Source organism: Microbacterium sp. CFBP9034, from assembly GCF_034045255.1.
Classification (GTDB): Bacteria; Actinomycetota; Actinomycetes; order Actinomycetales; family Microbacteriaceae; genus Microbacterium.
Genome location: NZ_JAXCWC010000001.1, coordinates 197,331 through 213,226, shown reverse-complemented (window position 1 = coordinate 213,226; position 15,896 = coordinate 197,331). Strand labels below are relative to the sequence as shown.

At 70.4% G+C, this 15,896-nt stretch carries 14 protein-coding genes; 4 read left to right on the top strand and 10 right to left on the bottom strand.

Annotation, left to right across the window (positions count from 1 at the left end; translation table 11 throughout):
• Nucleotides 1-434: 434 nt before the first annotated feature.
• The 3 genes from sufU to SOM19_RS00885 all read right to left on the bottom strand — a co-directional run bounded on the left by sufU (nt 435) and on the right by SOM19_RS00885 (nt 4,465).
• Entirely contained in the window at nt 435-878 is a 444-nt protein-coding gene (gene sufU, locus SOM19_RS00895) for a Fe-S cluster assembly sulfur transfer protein SufU (RefSeq protein ID WP_320484670.1), read from the bottom strand.
• The gene (locus tag SOM19_RS00890; protein ID WP_320484669.1) at nt 875-2,158 is read right to left on the bottom strand and encodes a SufS family cysteine desulfurase; all 1,284 of its coding nucleotides are present in this window, start codon (nt 2,156-2,158) and stop codon (nt 875-877) included. Before SOM19_RS00890 ends, sufU begins: the two co-directional genes overlap by 4 nt.
• Nucleotides 2,159-2,263: 105 nt before the next feature.
• Entirely contained in the window at nt 2,264-4,465 is a 2,202-nt protein-coding gene (locus SOM19_RS00885; protein WP_320484668.1) for an APC family permease, read from the bottom strand.
• Nucleotides 4,466-4,561: 96 nt separating this feature from the next.
• Between SOM19_RS00885 and SOM19_RS00880 the strand changes: the two genes are divergently transcribed.
• Entirely contained in the window at nt 4,562-5,656 is a 1,095-nt protein-coding gene (locus SOM19_RS00880) for a VanZ family protein (RefSeq protein ID WP_320484667.1), read from the top strand.
• A gap of 7 nt (nt 5,657-5,663) precedes the next feature.
• Here the strand turns inward: SOM19_RS00880 and SOM19_RS00875 are convergent, their stop codons facing one another.
• From SOM19_RS00875 to SOM19_RS00865, 3 genes are read right to left on the bottom strand one after another with little or no spacing between them, the layout of a single operon-like run.
• The gene (locus tag SOM19_RS00875) at nt 5,664-6,884 is read right to left on the bottom strand and encodes an amidohydrolase (protein ID WP_320484666.1); all 1,221 of its coding nucleotides are present in this window, start codon (nt 6,882-6,884) and stop codon (nt 5,664-5,666) included.
• A 42-nt stretch (nt 6,885-6,926) separates the two neighbouring features.
• Complete coding sequence (locus SOM19_RS00870) at nt 6,927-7,946, bottom strand: LacI family DNA-binding transcriptional regulator (RefSeq protein ID WP_320484665.1); 1,020 nt, start codon at nt 7,944-7,946, stop codon at nt 6,927-6,929.
• A gap of 42 nt (nt 7,947-7,988) precedes the next feature.
• Nucleotides 7,989-9,671 carry a glycoside hydrolase family 13 protein gene (locus SOM19_RS00865; RefSeq protein ID WP_320484664.1) on the bottom strand — a complete coding sequence of 561 codons (1,683 nt, stop codon included), beginning with the start codon at nt 9,669-9,671 and terminating at the stop codon, nt 7,989-7,991.
• A 98-nt stretch (nt 9,672-9,769) separates the two neighbouring features.
• On the opposite strand from SOM19_RS00865, the gene SOM19_RS00860 reads away from it, so the two are divergent.
• Nucleotides 9,770-10,285 carry an adenine phosphoribosyltransferase gene (locus tag SOM19_RS00860; protein WP_320484663.1) on the top strand — a complete coding sequence of 172 codons (516 nt, stop codon included), beginning with the start codon at nt 9,770-9,772 and terminating at the stop codon, nt 10,283-10,285.
• An 80-nt stretch (nt 10,286-10,365) separates the two neighbouring features.
• Here SOM19_RS00860 and SOM19_RS00855 read toward each other — a convergent pair whose 3' ends face one another.
• Both SOM19_RS00855 and SOM19_RS00850 read right to left on the bottom strand, forming a co-directional pair.
• The gene (locus tag SOM19_RS00855) at nt 10,366-11,547 is read right to left on the bottom strand and encodes a sugar phosphate isomerase/epimerase family protein (protein WP_320484662.1); all 1,182 of its coding nucleotides are present in this window, start codon (nt 11,545-11,547) and stop codon (nt 10,366-10,368) included.
• A 288-nt stretch (nt 11,548-11,835) separates the two neighbouring features.
• Nucleotides 11,836-12,768 carry a 2-hydroxyacid dehydrogenase gene (locus SOM19_RS00850; RefSeq protein ID WP_320484661.1) on the bottom strand — a complete coding sequence of 311 codons (933 nt, stop codon included), beginning with the start codon at nt 12,766-12,768 and terminating at the stop codon, nt 11,836-11,838.
• Nucleotides 12,769-12,872: 104 nt separating this feature from the next.
• Between SOM19_RS00850 and SOM19_RS00845 the strand changes: the two genes are divergently transcribed.
• Nucleotides 12,873-13,304 carry a DUF1761 domain-containing protein gene (locus tag SOM19_RS00845; RefSeq protein ID WP_320484660.1) on the top strand — a complete coding sequence of 144 codons (432 nt, stop codon included), beginning with the start codon at nt 12,873-12,875 and terminating at the stop codon, nt 13,302-13,304.
• 91 nt (nt 13,305-13,395) lie between these two features.
• Here SOM19_RS00845 and purQ read toward each other — a convergent pair whose 3' ends face one another.
• Both purQ and purS read right to left on the bottom strand, forming a co-directional pair.
• On the bottom strand, nt 13,396-14,103 hold the full coding sequence (gene purQ, locus SOM19_RS00840) for a phosphoribosylformylglycinamidine synthase subunit PurQ (protein ID WP_320484659.1): 708 nt from the start codon (nt 14,101-14,103) through the stop codon (nt 13,396-13,398).
• Nucleotides 14,100-14,348 (bottom strand): phosphoribosylformylglycinamidine synthase subunit PurS, encoded by a 249-nt coding sequence (purS, locus tag SOM19_RS00835; RefSeq protein WP_320484658.1) that lies wholly within the window; start codon nt 14,346-14,348, stop codon nt 14,100-14,102. The genes purQ and purS overlap by 4 nt, the downstream gene beginning before the upstream one ends.
• Before the next feature lie 259 nt (nt 14,349-14,607).
• Here purS and SOM19_RS00830 point away from each other — a divergent pair, with 259 nt between their 5' ends.
• Nucleotides 14,608-15,882 carry an ABC transporter substrate-binding protein gene (locus SOM19_RS00830; RefSeq protein WP_414683614.1) on the top strand — a complete coding sequence of 425 codons (1,275 nt, stop codon included), beginning with the start codon at nt 14,608-14,610 and terminating at the stop codon, nt 15,880-15,882.
• The last annotated feature ends 14 nt before the right edge of the window (nt 15,883-15,896 follow it).

Below are 15,896 nucleotides of genomic sequence, written 5' to 3'. Positions count from 1 at the left end.
GAGCGTCCTCACGGTTTCCATACGGTCCTGGTGGCCGCCCCGGTCTGCGGTGCCCGGCGTCGCGCGTCGATGCCGAGAGCACATGGTTTGCACGAACGCACACTCTTTGCCCGGGCAAACCATGTGCTCTCGTGCAAACTATGCGCTCTCGAGGTAGGGCCGGGCCAAGGGGGGCGGACCAGGGCTGTGTGGTTCCCGGCGAGGGGCCGGGCCTGGGCTTGAGCAAATCCGGGCAAGGTGCCGGCAGCGTCGAGCGGCCGGTGCCCGGCGCCGGGGCGCCGATCGCACACTCTTCGCACGAGCGCACACTGTTTGCACGGGGAAACCATGCGCGTTCGTGCAAACTATGCGCGCTCGGCGGAGGAACGGCCGAGCCGCGGCAACACGAGCCGAGCCAGAAGGCCGGCCGCCCGGACCGAGCCCCGAGCCCCGGCTCAGGCCCGGGCGAGGTCGTCTTCGAGCGCGACCCAGGCGAGCATCGCGCACTTGACCCGTGCGACGTACTTGGAGACGCCCGACAGGGCCGCGGCATCCAGGTAGACGTCCTCATCGAGCGCGATGGTGCCGCGGGAGCGCAGCGCCTCTCGGAAGCCGTCGATGAGAGCGGATGCCTCGGCCGGCGCCAGACCGTCCACGAGCTCCGCGAGCATCGACGCCGAGGCCTGCGAGATCGAGCAGCCGTTGCCCTCCCACGTCACGTCGCGGATCACATCGCCGTCCTCGGCGAGCCGCATCCGCACGGTGATCTCGTCGCCGCACAGGGGGTTGTGCTGGTGCGAGGTGGCCGAGCGTCCCTCCTCGTCGGCGAGACCGAAGCCCACTCGGCGCTTCGAGTGGTCGAGGATGAGCTCCTGGTACAGGGATTCGAGCCCGCTCATGCGCCCGCTCCGAAGAACGTCCGCACGCCGGCGACGGCGTCGAGGAAGGCGTCGACCTCGTCCTCGGTGTTGTAGAGCGCGGCCGACGCCCGCACGGATGCGGTCAGGCCGAACCGACGGTGCAGGGGCTGGGCGCAGTGGTGGCCGACGCGCACGGCGATCCCGCGGGCGTCGAGGAACTGTCCCACATCGTGCGCGTGCACCCCGTCGACGTCGAAGGCCCACAGGCCCACGCGCTCGACCCCAGCGGCGTCGCCGAGGAGACGGATGCCGGGGATCGTCCTCAGCCCTTCCCCCATGCGGGCCTCGAGCGCCCGCTCGTGTGCGTGGATCGCGTCCATGCCGACGCCGTCGAGGTAGCGCACGGCGGCGGCGAGGCCGATGGCCTGCGACACCGGCTGGGTGCCGGCTTCGAACCGCTGCGGCGGCGGGAGGTACTTCGCCTCGTCGAGCGTGACGGTGGTGATCATCGAGCCGCCGGTCAGGAAGGGCGGGAGCGCCGCGAGCACCTCCGACCGGCCGTACAGCCCGCCGACCGCGTAGGGCCCGAGCATCTTGTGACCGGAGAAGACGGCCAGGTCGACCTCCAGCGCCGGAAGGTCGAGCGGCAGGTGCGGCGCGGACTGGCAGGCGTCCAGCACGGTGAGGGCGCCGACCGCGCGCGCGAGGGCGACGAGCTCGGCGACCGGGTTGACGATGCCCAGCACGTTCGAGACGTGAGGGAAGGCGACGACCCTGGTGCGGTCGGTGATGACGGATGCCGCGGCATCCGTGTCGATCGTGCCGTCTTCACGGACGGGGATGTGCCGCAGCACGGCGCCGGTGCGGGCGGCCAGCTCCTGCCAGGGGATGAGGTTCGCGTGGTGCTCCGTCTCGGTCACCACGAGCTCGTCGCCGGGGCTCAGGGCGAACCGCGTGCTCTCGGGGGCGCCGCGTCCGAGAGAGGCGTTGCCGATCGCGTAGGCGATGAGGTTCAGGCCGGCCGTGGCGCCGCTGGTCCAGACGAGCTGCTCCGGGCGAGCGCCGACGAACGACGCGACCGTGGCACGAGCGTCTTCGAACAGCTCGGTCGCCTCTGCGGCGAGGGTGTGCGCACCGCGGTGCACCGCGGCGTTCGACCGCGTGAGGAATGCCACCTCGGCGTCGATGACGGCCTGGGGCTTCTGGCTCGTCGCGGCGGAGTCGAGATAGATGAGGGGGGCGTCGCCGATGCGCTCGCCGAGGAGCGGGAAGTCGGCGCGGATGGCCGCGAGGTCGAGCACGGGCGCGGAAGATGTCACCCTTCCAGGCTACGCGGGTTGACCCGCTCCGGCTCGGTGCCGGTGCACGGCGGGTGGACGCACAGGCACGGCAGCCGGTGCGGTGGCTTCCCGACGCGCCCCCCGTCAGCGCCCCGACGTCGTCGGCACCCTCTCGACGCCGGCCGAACCACCCGCCGAACCACCCGCCGAACCACCCGCCGAGCCGCCGGCCGAACCACCTGCCGAGCCCGCGGCGGAAACCTCCGGCGGACCGCCCGCGCGCGACGCCCGACGCGCGTTCGTGTGCACCTCGGGCTGCACCGGGCGGCCCGCTCGATCGTCGCCGGGCAGCGTCCGCGAGCGTCGGCCGTAGATGACCTCCGACGAGTCGAGCAGCCAGGGCACGAGGGTGATGCTCACGCCGTGCACGAGCATGAGCTGCTGTGCGATGCGACGCGAACGCCGGTTGTGCAGCAGCGACTCCCACCAGTGGCCGACGATGTACTGCGGCAGATATGCCGTGACGACCGACGAGCCGAACTTCTCGCGGTACTGCTTGATGAACCGGGCCACGGGGGCTGCATACGACCGGTAGGGCGAGTCGATGATCACGAGCTTGACGGGGATGCGATGCTCCTCCCACTGGCGCTGCAGCGCGCTCGACTCCTCTTCGCTGACCGCCACGTGCAGCGCGATCGTCTTGTCGTGCTTGGCGGCCAGTGCGTAGTGGATGGCCTTGATGACCGGCTTCTGGAGGCGGTTCACGAGAATGATCGCGAGGTCGCCCTCCGCCCCGAAGTGCGTGACGTCGTCGACGCGGATCTCGTGCTCGACGTCGCGGTAGTACCGGCTCACGCCCACCATGAGCAGCGCGAGGATCGGGATCGCGATGAACACCAGCCACGCGCCGTGCGTGAACTTGGTGACCGTGACGATCAGGAGCACGGACATCGTCATGGCCGCACCGACGGCGTTGATCGCGAGGCCGATGCGGGCAGAGCGGCGCTCGGACGCGGCGGACTGCTGGGCTGCGGCATCCGGAGCAGGAGACGTGAGGTTGCGCAGCGCCCGGCGCCAATGTCGCACCATGCCGATCTGGCCGATCGAGAATGACACGAACACGCCGATGATGTACAGCTGGATGAGCGTCGTCAGGTTCGCCCGGTAGACGATCAGCACGAGGATCGCAGCGACGCCGAGCATGATCATGCCGTTCGAGTACACCAGCCGATCACCACGGGTGTTCAGCGCCTTGGGGGCGAACCCGTCACGGGCGAGCACGGCGCCCAGCAGCGGGAAGCCGTTGAAGGCCGTGTTGGCGGCGAGCAGCAGCACGCAGGCGGTCGCGGCCTGGATGACGTAGAAGGGGATCGACCCGGCCCCGAACGTGGCGGCGGCGACCTGGGCCATGAGACTCGGCTGGGGTCCGGCGGCGCAGTCGAAGCCGATCAGGTGGCAGGGGTTCTCGGCGTAGTGCACGCCGGAGACGAGAGCGAGCGCGGTGAGGCCCGTGAACAGGAGGATCGCGATGCCGCCCATGAGCGTCAAGGTCGCCTGGGCGTTGCGCACCTTGGGCTTGCGGAACGCCGGCACGCCGTTGGACACCGCCTCGACTCCGGTCAGCGCCGAGCAGCCGCTCGAGAAGGCCCGCAGCACGAGGAGGATGACCGCGGCCTGAGCGAGCGACTCGGCCTGCACGCCGTACTCCGCGCTGGAGGCCACGGGCGGGTCACCCATCAACGTGCGGGTGAGCCCGACGACGACCATCACCCCCACCGAGCCGATGAACACGTAGGTCGGGATCGCGAAGGCGAACGACGCCTCGCGAACGCCGCGGAGGTTCACGATGATGATGAGGACCACGAACCCGACCGCGAGCTCGATGCGCCCGGGGTCGAGCTCGGGGATCGCCGAGATGATGTTGTCGACCCCGGAGGCGACCGACACGGCGACGGTCAGCACGTAGTCGACGAGGAGAGCGGATGCCACGACCACCCCGGGCACTTCGCCCAGGTTGGTTCGCGCCACCTCGTAGTCGCCGCCGCCCGACGGGTAGGCCTTGATGAGCTGACGGTAGCTGGCCACGACGACGATGAGCAGCACCACGACGCCGGCAGCGACCCAGGGGGCGAACGCGAGGAACGCGGTGCCGCCGATCAGCAGGATCATGAGCAGCTCCTGCGGCGCATAGGCCACGGAGCTCAGCGCATCGGAGGCGAAGATCGGCAGAGCGCGCTTCTTCGGGAGGAGCTGGTCGTCGAGCTTCTCGGAGGTCAGCGGGTCGCCGAGGATGAGGCGCTTGGCGCGCGGCGTCTCGTCGCCGGGCTCGCGGCTTTCAGTGGTCACGGCGGGCGATGTTACGCCGATGCCGGCGGCGCACCGGGGCCAGGACGGGCATCCTCACGAAATCCATGCGAGGGCCCGTTCTGCGAAGATCGGACGGTGGACGAAGGGGTGCTGCGCGGACTGTCGGCCGTGGCGCTGGGCCTGCTGGCCGGCTTCGTCCTGTTCGTGCCGCTGGTCGCGATCAGCTACCGCCGACGTGGCGGGCTGACCTTCGGCCGCTTCCTGCTGTGGACCGCGCTGCTCGTCTACTTCATGGCGCTGTGGACGTATACGCTGCTGCCCCTGCCCGACCCGGCGTCCCTGGTGTGCGCGGCAACCAACACCGACCTCCTCGCGTTCGCGGACGAGGTCGGTGTGGCACTCGACAGGTCGGGCGGCGATCTCCGGGATCCTGCGATCCGGCAGCTGCTGCTCAACGTGCTGCTGTTCGTGCCTCTCGGCGTCTTCGTGCGGGTGCTCGGCGGCCGAGGGGTCGTCGTCGCGCTGTTCGTGGGGTTCGGCGTCTCGGGTCTGATCGAGCTGACGCAGCTCACCGGCGTGTGGGGGCTCTACCCGTGCGCCTACCGCGTGTTCGACGTCGACGACCTGATGACGAACACCCTCGGGGCGGTGCTGGGATCGCTCCTGTCGCTGCTCGTTCCGCGGCGGCATCGGGGGATGGCGCGGAGAGCGGATGCCGACCTCCCGCGTCCCGTCACCCGCGCTCGCCGCCTGCTGGCCATGCTGTGCGACGTCGTCGGCGCCGCGCTGGTCTCCCTCTTCGCCGGCGTGCTCTTCCAGTCGGCGCTCCTGATGCTCGGTGCCGTCGCCGAGATGCGCGACGGCGGCGCGGCGGGCGTCGTCGCGGGCGTCACGCCCATCGCGGTGTGGCTGATCGTGGTGCTCGTCACCGGGCGGACCGTCGGCGACCTCGCCGTGCAGCTGCGCTTCGAGGGCGGGGAGCTTCCGGTCGCGCTGGCCCGGTTCCTCCGCTTCGCCGGCGGCATCGGCGCGTACCTGGTGCTCTTCGCCCTGCCGGGGGCATGGGACTTCGTCGGATGGCTGTTCGCGCTCGTGTCGGTGATCTTCGTGTTCGTCACGCCCGACGGCCGCGGTCTTCCGGGCCTGCTGTCCCAGCAGCGGCTCGTCGACGCACGGGAGCCGCTCGATCCCGACGATCCACCGCCGCACGTCGAGGTGCGGTGGCGCTAGCTCGCGCCTACCGCCGCGCCAGGAACTCGCGCGCCGCCACGACGAGGTTCGCCACGCCGTTGTCGAGCGTCGGCTGCAGCACGGGGGCGAAGAACGGCGAGTGGTTGGTCGGGATGTCGCGCTCGACCGTCCCCGCGGCGGTGGCCGCGGCGAACGTCGCCGGGTCGACCCCGCCCCAGAACCAGAACACCAGCGGCACTCCGGCGTCGCGGGCGAACCACGACACGTCCTCGCTGCCCGTGAACATGCCGGGGTCGATGACGGTGCCCTCGCCGAATGCGGTGTCGAAGGCAAGGCGCAGTCGTGCGGTGGCGTCGACGTCGTTGATCGTCGGCGGGAGCGAATGGTCGATCTCGATGACCGGCTGCTCCTCGGCGCCCGAGGCCTGCGCCTCAGCGCGGACCACCCGCTCGACCTTCTCCAGCACGCGGGCCCGCGCCTCGTCGTCGGGATAGCGCAGGCTCAGCTCGAGCTTCGCCTCGGCGGGGATGATGTTGTTCTTGAGCCCCGCGTGGATCGAGCCGACCGTGACGACGGCGACGTCGCGAGGATCGACCTCCCGCGACACGATCGTCTGCAGGCGCATGACGGTGGCGGCGGCCATGACGACCGGATCGATGGTGGAGTGCGGGCGCGAGCCGTGTCCGCCGCGGCCCAGCAGCGTGACGGTGAGTCCGTCGGATGCGGCCATCTGAGTGCCGCTGCGAACGCCGATGGTGCCCGCGGGCAGGGGGGTCACGTGCTGCCCCAGCACGATGTCGGGCTTCGGGAAGCGGTCGAGAACGCCGTCGGCGATCATGGCCTGCGAGCCCGCACCGTACTCCTCGGCCGGCTGGAAGACGGCGACGATGGTGCCGCTCCACTCGTCCTGCGTGGCGAGCAGGCGCTCCAGGGCCCCCAGCAGCGCCGAGACGTGCATGTCGTGTCCGCAGGCGTGCATCACCGGCACGTCGAGCCCGGACGGATCGGTGCCGCGGGCGGTGCTCGCGTACGCGAGGCCGGTCTGCTCGGGGACGGGGAGCGCGTCCATGTCGGCCCGCAGCCACACGACCGGGCCTTCGCCGTTGCGGATCACGCCGGCCACGCCCGTCTTGCCGATGCCCTCCTCGAACTCGATGCCGAGCTCGGCGAGTTGCGTGGTGACGACCCCTGCGGTCCTCGTCTCCTGGAACGACAGTTCGGGATGCCGGTGCAGGTCGATGTAGAGCGCTTCGAGGTCGATCGTCATGCGCCGAGCCTATCCGCGGGTGCGACGCGAGACGGAACGCCGTCAGGACGGGAGGCGTGCCGTCGAGCCGCGCACGATGAGCTCGTACGGCAGCTCGCCCGGCTGATGCTGCGGGGGCGCGGCATCCTTCGCCTCGAGGGCGGCGAGGATGGCGTCGGCGGCCCGCTCGCCCTGCCCGAGCGGGAACTGGTCGACGGTCGTCAGGCGGAAGAACTCGCCGAGCTCGTGGCCGTCGATGCCGACGACCGAGAGGTCCTCGGGCACGCGGTAGCCGAGCTCGCGGGCGGCCAGCAGCGCGCCGATCGCCATCTCGTCCGAGGCGGCGAAGATCGCGGTCGGGCGGCCGCCGGGCTTGCCCAGCAGCTGCTTGGCGGCGCGGAAGCCGCCCTCGATCGTGAAGTCGGCGGGTTCGTAGAGGGACGGCTTGACGTCGATGCCGGCATCCGCCAGCGCCTGCTCGAATCCCTGCCGACGATGCGTGGGGATGTGGAAGTCGATGTCGAACTCGGGGCTCGCGCCGATGTGGGCGATCGCGCGGTGGCCGAGGGCCAGCAGGTGCTCGGTCGCCAGGCGTGCGACGGCGACGTCGTCGACGGTGAGGGTGGTGAGCCTCGGATTGGGCCCGCCGATGGCGATGACGGGCAGGTCGAGCTCGCGCAGTCGCTCGGTCTCCTCCGGCCCGAGCTCGAGCGAGATCGCGATGACGCCGTCCACTCGCTGGCGCCGGAGGAACGTCTCGAACATCGCGAGCCGCTCGTCCCGGTTGGCGGTGAGGCTGTACAGCGTGATGTCGTAGCCGCGCCGCATGAGCGCCGACGCGATGCCGCTCAGCACCGTCGAGAAGAACCAGCGGTCGAGGAAGGGCACCAGCACGCCGATGTTGCGCGTGCGCCCGGAGGCCAGGCTCGACGCCGACGCCGAGACGACGTACCCGAGGGTCTTCGCCGCGGCCTCGACGCGGGCCTTCGTGGAGTCCGAGACGTGTCCGCGGCCGCTCAAGGCACGGGAGACGGTCGCCGTGGAGACGCCGGCGTGGCGTGCCACCTCGTCGATGCTGACCACGTCGTCCCCACTTCCCGTTCCGGCGTCACGGCCGGAAGGACCTCAGTCGTTCGCGAGCCAGACCGTGGTGTCGGCCGGCAGCTCGTCGCCCGGGATCGGACCGCTCGACGCGATCACGATACCGTCCGGCAGCGCGATCGGAGTGTCGCCGGTGTTCCCCACGACAGTGACATTCCCGTTGCGGAATGCCACGACGTCCGTCCCGAACCCCTCGAGCCACTGCAGCGAGCCGGCGCCGAGGTCGCGTGCGCGCCGGGCCGCGATCAGCGAGCGGTACAGCGAGAGCGTCGAGTCGGGGTCCGCGGACTGTGCGTCACGTGCGAGGGGCGCGAACTCGGCGGGCTGGGGCAGCCAGGCCGCTCCGTTCGGGCTGAAGCCGTAGGCCGGGGCATCCGCGGTCCACGGGATCGGCACGCGACACCCGTCGCGCCCGTACCGCTCGCCGTTCGTGCGGAACCAGGTCGGGTCCTGGCGGGCGTCGCCGGGGATGTCGATGACCTCCGGCAGGCCGAGCTCCTCGCCCTGGTAGAGGTACGACGAGCCGGGCAGCGCCAGCATCAGCGTGGTCGCGGCGCGGGCGCGGCGGAGGCCCACCTCGGCGATGGGCTTGCCGGGGGAGTCCGGGCCGATGCCGTGACCCTGGGGGTTCTCCGCGGTCAGGGCCAGGCGCGAGGCGTGGCGCACCACGTCGTGGTTCGAGAGCACCCACGTGCTGGGAGCGCCGACGGCGGCATAGGCGGCAATGGACTCCGCGATCACCGAGCGGAGGGCAGGGGCCTGCCAGGGAGTCTCGAGGTAGGCGAAGTTGAAGGCCTGGTGCATCTCGTCGGGGCGGACCCACAGCGCGGTCTTCTCGGGGGTGGGCAGCCACGCCTCGGCGCACAGCGCCCGGTCGCCGCCGTACTCGGCGAGCAGCGTGTGCCAGTCGCGGTACACCTCGTGCACGCCGTCCTGACCCCAGTAGGGGACGTTCGCCTCTTCGCCGCCCATCGAGCCGGCCTCGGGGTCCGGCGTGTAGTCGGGAAGGCCGTCGGCCTTGACCAGCCCGTGCGCCACATCGACGCGGAAGCCGTCGACTCCTCGGTCGAGCCAGAAGCGGAGGATGCGGCGGAACTCCTCGCGCACCGCCTCGTTCGACCAGTCGAAGTCGGGCTGCGACGAGTCGAACAGGTGCAGGTACCACTGGCCCGGGGTGCCGTCGGCCTCGACGATGCGCGTCCACGCGGGACCACCGAAGACGGACTCCCAGTTGTTCGGGGGCAGCTCGCCCTCGACGCCCTTGCCGTCGCGGAACATGTAGCGCGCGCGCTCGGCGCTGCCGGGAGCGGCCGCGAGGGCCTCCTGGAACCAGACGTGCTGGTCGGAGGAGTGGTTCGGGACCAGGTCGACGATCACCCGGATGTCGCGGTCGTGCGCCGCCTCGAGCATCGTGTCGAAGTCGCCCAGCGTTCCGAACAGCGGGTCGACGTCGCAGTAGTCGGCGACGTCGTAGCCGGCGTCCTTCTGCGGCGACCGCTGGAACGGGCTGAGCCAGATGGCGTCGATGCCGAGGTCGCGGAGGTCGTCGAGCCGCGACGTGATGCCGGGGAGGTCTCCGATGCCGTCGCCCGAGCTGTCGGAGAACGAGCGCGGGTAGATCTGGTAGATGACGGCGGTGCGCCACCACTCCGCTCCTGCGCGGGAGACGGGCGCGTCGGTGCGTTCTGCGGTCTGGGACGAGGTCATCGGACCAGGATAGTGCAAGCGCTTACATTTCTTATCCGAGAGTGCCCAATGAGTCCTGGGCAGCCGGTGCGCATCACCCCGGGAGGTATCGTGAGGCGGTGACCGAAGCCCTCCTCCGTGCCGAGTCGCTCATCCGCACGATCCCGGACTACCCCGAGCCGGGTGTGCTGTTCCGCGACATCACGCCGCTGCTGGCGGATGCCTCGGCCCTCCGTGCCGTGATCGACGCCATGATCGCCCCCTTCGAGGGGGAGTTCGACGTCGTCGCCGGTGTGGAGGCGCGCGGGTTCCTGCTCGCCGGCGCCGCGGCCATGGAGGCCGGCGCCGGGCTCGTGCCGATCCGCAAGGCGGGCAAGCTGCCTCGGCCCGCGGCATCCGTCTCCTACGCACTGGAGTACGGCTCCGCCACGATCGAGGCGCACGACGACATCCGCCAGGACATGCGCGTGCTCCTGGTCGACGACGTGCTCGCGACCGGCGGAACACTCGTGGCGGCGCACGAGCTGGTGGCCTCGCTCGGTGGGACGGTCGTCGGCACGGCCGTGCTGATGGAGCTCGAGGCCCTCGGCGGTCGCGCCCTGGTCGGCGACGTGCACGCGGTCTTCACGGCCTGACGGCATCACACCCAGACGCACGTGGTGTCGGAGGGGGGCGTGTGGACCCGATTGTTCGGCGCCCCCCTCCGGGTCGTTCGCTAGCCGCGCAGGGCGGCCAGGGCCTGGTAGGACGAGGCTGCGTTCTGCAGTGACTGCGCGGGTACGGCGCCACTGGGCGCGTTGTCCTGCTCCCACATCGGGTTGCGGTAGCCCTTGTTGCCGATGCGCTGGAAGAACGTCGTGAAGTCGATGTCTCCCTGACCGAACGGCACGATGTCGTACCCGAGCGGGTTGGCGGCGTTGAGGCGTCCGTCCTTCGCGTGGAACAGCGGGAAGCGCTTGGAGTTCGCGGCGACGAGGCCGGCCGGATCGAACACGCTCGAGACCGACGAGCCGTCGGGCGCCGTGTACGTGTCGAACATGTGCTGCGCGACGTGCGCCCAGTAGATGTCGAGCTCGAAGTACACACCCGACGGATCCGTGTTCTCGAGGAAGTACTCGAGGCGACGGATGCCACTGGACCGCGTGGGCCGGCCCGCGTCGTCGAGGGGGCCGCTGTCGATGAGGAAGTCGTACCCGTGCTGGTGGTTGTGCGTGTAGAGCTTGAGGCCGTGACTGCGTGCGCGCGCGCCCCAGAAGTTCCACGCGTCGAGGGTGGCGTCCCACTCCGACTTGTAGACGCCCACTCCGGGCACCCAGCCCGGTGCGACGGGGTCCATGCCGGTCCCGATGTGGTCGAACCCCAGGATGTTCGCGATCTGGCACTGCGCGTCGAAGTCGGCGATCGTCGTCGCGTTCACCGTCGCCGGGATGCTGCCGTGGTTGCCCTCGGCCTCGAGCCCGTTGCCGTCCAGCCAGGCGCGCAGCTGCTGCGCCCCGGCCACCGTGCCCATGTTCGCCCCGCCGGCCGAGTTCGCGTTCTGGGTGTACCCCGCGAACTCGATCTGCTTGTAGCCGATGCGCGACAGCTCGGCCAGGACCTCCTTGAAGCCGGAGGGCAGATCGCTCGTCAGCGGGTTGCGGCCGACGGCATCGCGGACGGTGTAGAGGATGATGCCTCGCTTGGCCGGCGGGAAGAGCACGCCGTTGCTTCCGCCCTTCGCCGCCGCGAGACCTGCTGCCGCTCCGCCGGAGTGGGCGTGGGCGTGTCCGGTGCCGAGGCCGAACATCGCGGCGGCCGCCATCCCGGTGGTGGCGGCGAGCAGCTGCCGCCGGCTGAGGCCGAGCTTGCGCCCGAGGACGCGAGCGTCCTCTTCGTCCTGGTGAGTGAGGTCGTCCATGATGCTCCCTTGCACGGATCGTTCCAGTGGGCGTCGGCGACATCGCCCATGCACGGAGAGCACCCGTCGCTCCCCCGATTCGAGCGTTCCGCGGAGTCCACGACACGTCGATGTGCACTTCTGATCATCACTGACTTTCTCGGACACTAGAGCAGTTCTTAACGCGCCGTCAAGCAAAAGCGAATCGCTTCTCACGCAACTTTCATCAACTGTCGACAAAAGCCCCCTTGAGCGTGTCCGTGCGCTGCGCGTCGAACACCGGCCCAAAGGGGCCCTGGCACACGCGCCTCAGCCGCCGATCACGACGTTGAGCGGCTCGTCGCCCGCCGACATCCGTTCGATCTGCGCGCGCACGAGGCGCGCGATCCGCGGGGCCATGGCGCTGGAGTCGCCGCCGACGTGCGGGGTGATCAGCACGCCGGGCAGCGACCACAGTGGGTGCCCCTCGGGCAGCGGCTCGGGGTCGGTCACATCGAGGGCCGCGCGCACGCGCCCGCGCCGCACGTGGTCCACGAGGGCGTCGGTGTCGACGAGCGTTCCGCGGCCGACATTGACCACGAGCGCACCGTCGGGAAGCGCCGCGAGGAAGGCATCGTCGACCATCCGCCGGGTGCTCTCGCCCCCGGGCAGGGTGAGGATGACGATCTCGGCGTCGGGAAGGAGCTCCGGCAGCTCGTCGACGCCGTGGACCGGCATCCCGTCCTCCATTCGCGCCCGGCTGGCCACCGCCGTGAGCCGCACCTCGAACGGGACCAGCCGAGCGGCCACCGCCTTGCCCACTCCGCCATAGCCGAGGAGCAGCACGCGTCGGTCGGCCAGGCTCTCGCTGTAGGCGGGCGCCCACCGCCCCGCCCCCGTGTCGAGCGCGAACGCGTCGATGCGCCGCTGCGCCGCGATGGCGAGGCCGACGGCGAGCTCGGCGGTCGACGTCTCGTGCACGCTCGACGCGTTCGCGAACGCGAGCCCGTCGGGCAGCAGCTCCTCGACGCCCTCGTAGCCGATCGACTGGCTCTGCACGAGCCGGGTCGGCACGCCCTCGAGTCGCGCGAGCACGCGTGCCATCTTCATGTACGGCGGCACGACGATGTCGAACCTGTCTCGCGGAGCGGGCCCGTCCATGGACCACACCACCAGCTCGACGCCCTCCGGCAGCGGGCCGAGATCGGCCGCCAGCCTCTCGGTGGGAACGCTCACGATCAGATTCCGGATGCCGCGACTCACCCTTCTACGCTATCGGCGCGGTGGCAGGTCGGCGTCGGCGGGCAGCGCTACGCTCGCGACGAGCGACGGCTCGGCATCCGGGCCGCCCCGATGAGGAGGCGACGATGGTCCCCGAGATCAACTACTGGGCAGTGCTGCTCGCGACGGCCTCGAGCATGGCCGTCGGGGCGATCTGGTACGCACGGAACGTCTTCGGCGCGCGCTGGGCGCGACTCGCCAAGGTCGACATGGACCGGCCGGGCGGGAGCGCCGTGCTGCCCCTCGTGACGACCCTCATCGTGAGCTTCATCACCGCGTGGGTGCTCGCCGGAGCCTCCAACATCGCCTGGCACTTCTACGGGGGCGGCTATCTGCTGGCGGCGCTCGGCACCGCCGTGATCCTCTGGGCCGGATTCACCGCCGCCAGGTTCATCACCCATGACGCCTTCGAGGGCCGCCCGACCTCGCTCACGGTCATGAACATCGCCCATGAACTCGTGACCATCCTGATCATGGCCGTGATCATCGGGGTGTGGCCGCCCGCGGGAACCGTCTGATCAGAGCGGAATTCCCGAGCGGTCCCCACACCCCCTCCACACATCGCTGACGCGCTGCGCGGAGACTCGGGCGCGTGGGCCCAGCCGCGCCTCAGGCCGCTGAGGCGACCACCGCGGCGATCGCCGAGGTGAAGAACGGCAGCCCGTCGATGCCGGAGCGCATCGCGTCGGGGGTGTCGGGTCCGAACCCGGCCTCGACCGCGTGCTCGGGGTGCGGCATGAGCCCCACGACGTTGCCGCGCTCATTGGCGATGCCGGCGATGTCGCGGAGCGACCCGTTCGGGTTCACGCCGAGGTAGCGGAAGGCCACCAGGCCCTCGCCCTCCAGGCGGTCGAGCTCGGTCTCGGAGGCGATGTAGCCGCCGTCCGCGTTCTTCAGCGGGATGACGATCTCCTGGCCGTCGGCGAAGCCCGAGGTCCACGCCGTGTCGGCGTTCTCGACGCGCAGCCGCTGGTCGCGCCGGATGAACTGCTGGTGGGCGTTGCGGATCAGGCCGCCGGGAAGCAGGTGCGCCTCGACGAGCATCTGGAAGCCGTTGCAGATGCCGAGGATGGGCATGCCCTGGGCCGCGGCATCCTTCACCTCCGCCATGATCGGCGCGAGGGCGGCGATGGCGCCCGCACGCAGGTAGTCGCCGTAGCTGAAGCCGCCGGGAAGCACCAGGGCGTCGACGCCCTCGAGGTCGTGCGAGCCGTGCCACAGGGCGACGGGCTCGCCGCCGGCGACGGAGATGGCGCGCTGCGCGTCGCGATCGTCGAGCGACCCGGGGAAGGTGATGACCCCGACGCGGGCGGTCACTCGACCACCTCGACGCCGACCACATCCTCGATCACGGAGTTCGACAGGATCTCGTCGGCCACCTTGCGGGCGGTCGCGAGGAGCTCCTCGTCGACCTCTCCCTCCACGGTGAGCTCGAAGCGCTTCCCGATGCGGACGGACGTGAACGCGTCCTGTCCCAGACGCGCGAGGGCGCCGGACACGGCCTTCCCCTGCGGGTCGAGCAGCTCGGCCTTGGGCATGACGTCGACGACGATGGTGGGCATTCGAGAGCTCCGGATGTCGCGGGAAGGGGTTCACCCCAGTCTACGGGCCGGGGCATCCGCTCGCGTTCGGGGCGGCGAGATGTGTCGTGACACAACCGTGACCACATCATGGGAGCGCTCCCTTGACATCCGTGGGAGCGATCCCATAGCGTGACTCATCGTCCGGTGGGAACGCTCCCACGGCAACGCAGCCAGGCACCCGTCCACGGCCGCACCCTTGCAACACACCAACCCATCCTGAAAACACAAAGGAGTGACAGTGAACACACGCACCTTCCGTAGGGGCGCCGTGGCAGTCGCCGCCTTCTCGGCTTCCGCAATCGTCCTCGCCGGCTGCGCCGGCGGTGCTGGCGAGACCCCGACCACCGATTCCGACGAGCCCGTCACGCTCACGGTCGCCACGTTCAACGACTTCGGCTACACCGATGAACTCCTTCAGGAGTACATGGACGAGCACCCGAACGTCACGGTCGAGCACACGCGTGCCGCAGAGTCGGGCGACGCCCGCGCGAACTACTTCGCCAAGCTCGGCAAGGGCGGCCTCGCCGACATCGAGGGTGTCGAGATCGACTGGTTCGCCGAGGCGATGCAGTACTCCGACCTGCTCGCCGAGGCGCCCGACAGCGTCAAGGGCCGTTGGCTCGACTGGAAGGAAGCCGCTGCCACCGACGCCGACGGTCGTCTCGTGGGCTTCGGCACCGACATCGGACCGCAGGGCATCTGCTACCGCGCCGACCTGTTCGAGGCCGCTGGGCTCGCCTCCGACCCTGAGGGTGTCGCAGAGCTGTTCAACGGCGACTGGGAGCACTTCCTCGACGTCGCCGACGAGTACAAGGCCGCGAGCGGCAAGCCGATGATCGACTCGGCCAACTCGGTGCTCCAGGGCATCGTGAACCAGATCGAGTTCACGTACACCGAGCCCGACGGCGCGGTCATCGCGACCGAGAACCCCGAGATCTCGGACGCCTACAACCTCGTCGCCGAGCGCGCCGTTCCCAACTCGGCCTACGCCGGCCAGTGGTCCGACGACTGGTTCGCGTCGATGGCCAACGGCGAGTTCGCCGCGATGCTGTGCCCGGGCTGGATGCTGGGCATCATCGAGGGCAACGCGCCCGACACCACCGACTGGAACATCGCCGATGTCTTCCCCAACGGCGGCGGCAACTGGGGCGGGTCGTACCTGACCGTCCCCGCAGACGGTGAGAACGTCGAGGCGGCGCTGCAGCTGGCCGATTGGCTGACCGCTCCCGAGCAGCAGATGAAGGCCTTCGCGAACGCGGGCACCTTCCCGAGCCAGGTCGACGCGCTTGAGAGCCAGGAGCTCGCCGACGCCACGAACGAGTACTTCCAGGACGCACCGGTGGGTCAGATCCTGACCACACGCGCCGAGGCCGTCACGGTCGCGCCGTACAAGGACGCGAACTACTTCAAGTACCACGACGCCCTCCAGAACGCCGTCACCCGCGTCTTCGACGGAGTCGAGGACCAGGAGACCTCGTGGAACACGTGGGTCGCCGAGGTCGAGGCCTTCTAGGCCGACCGCCTCTC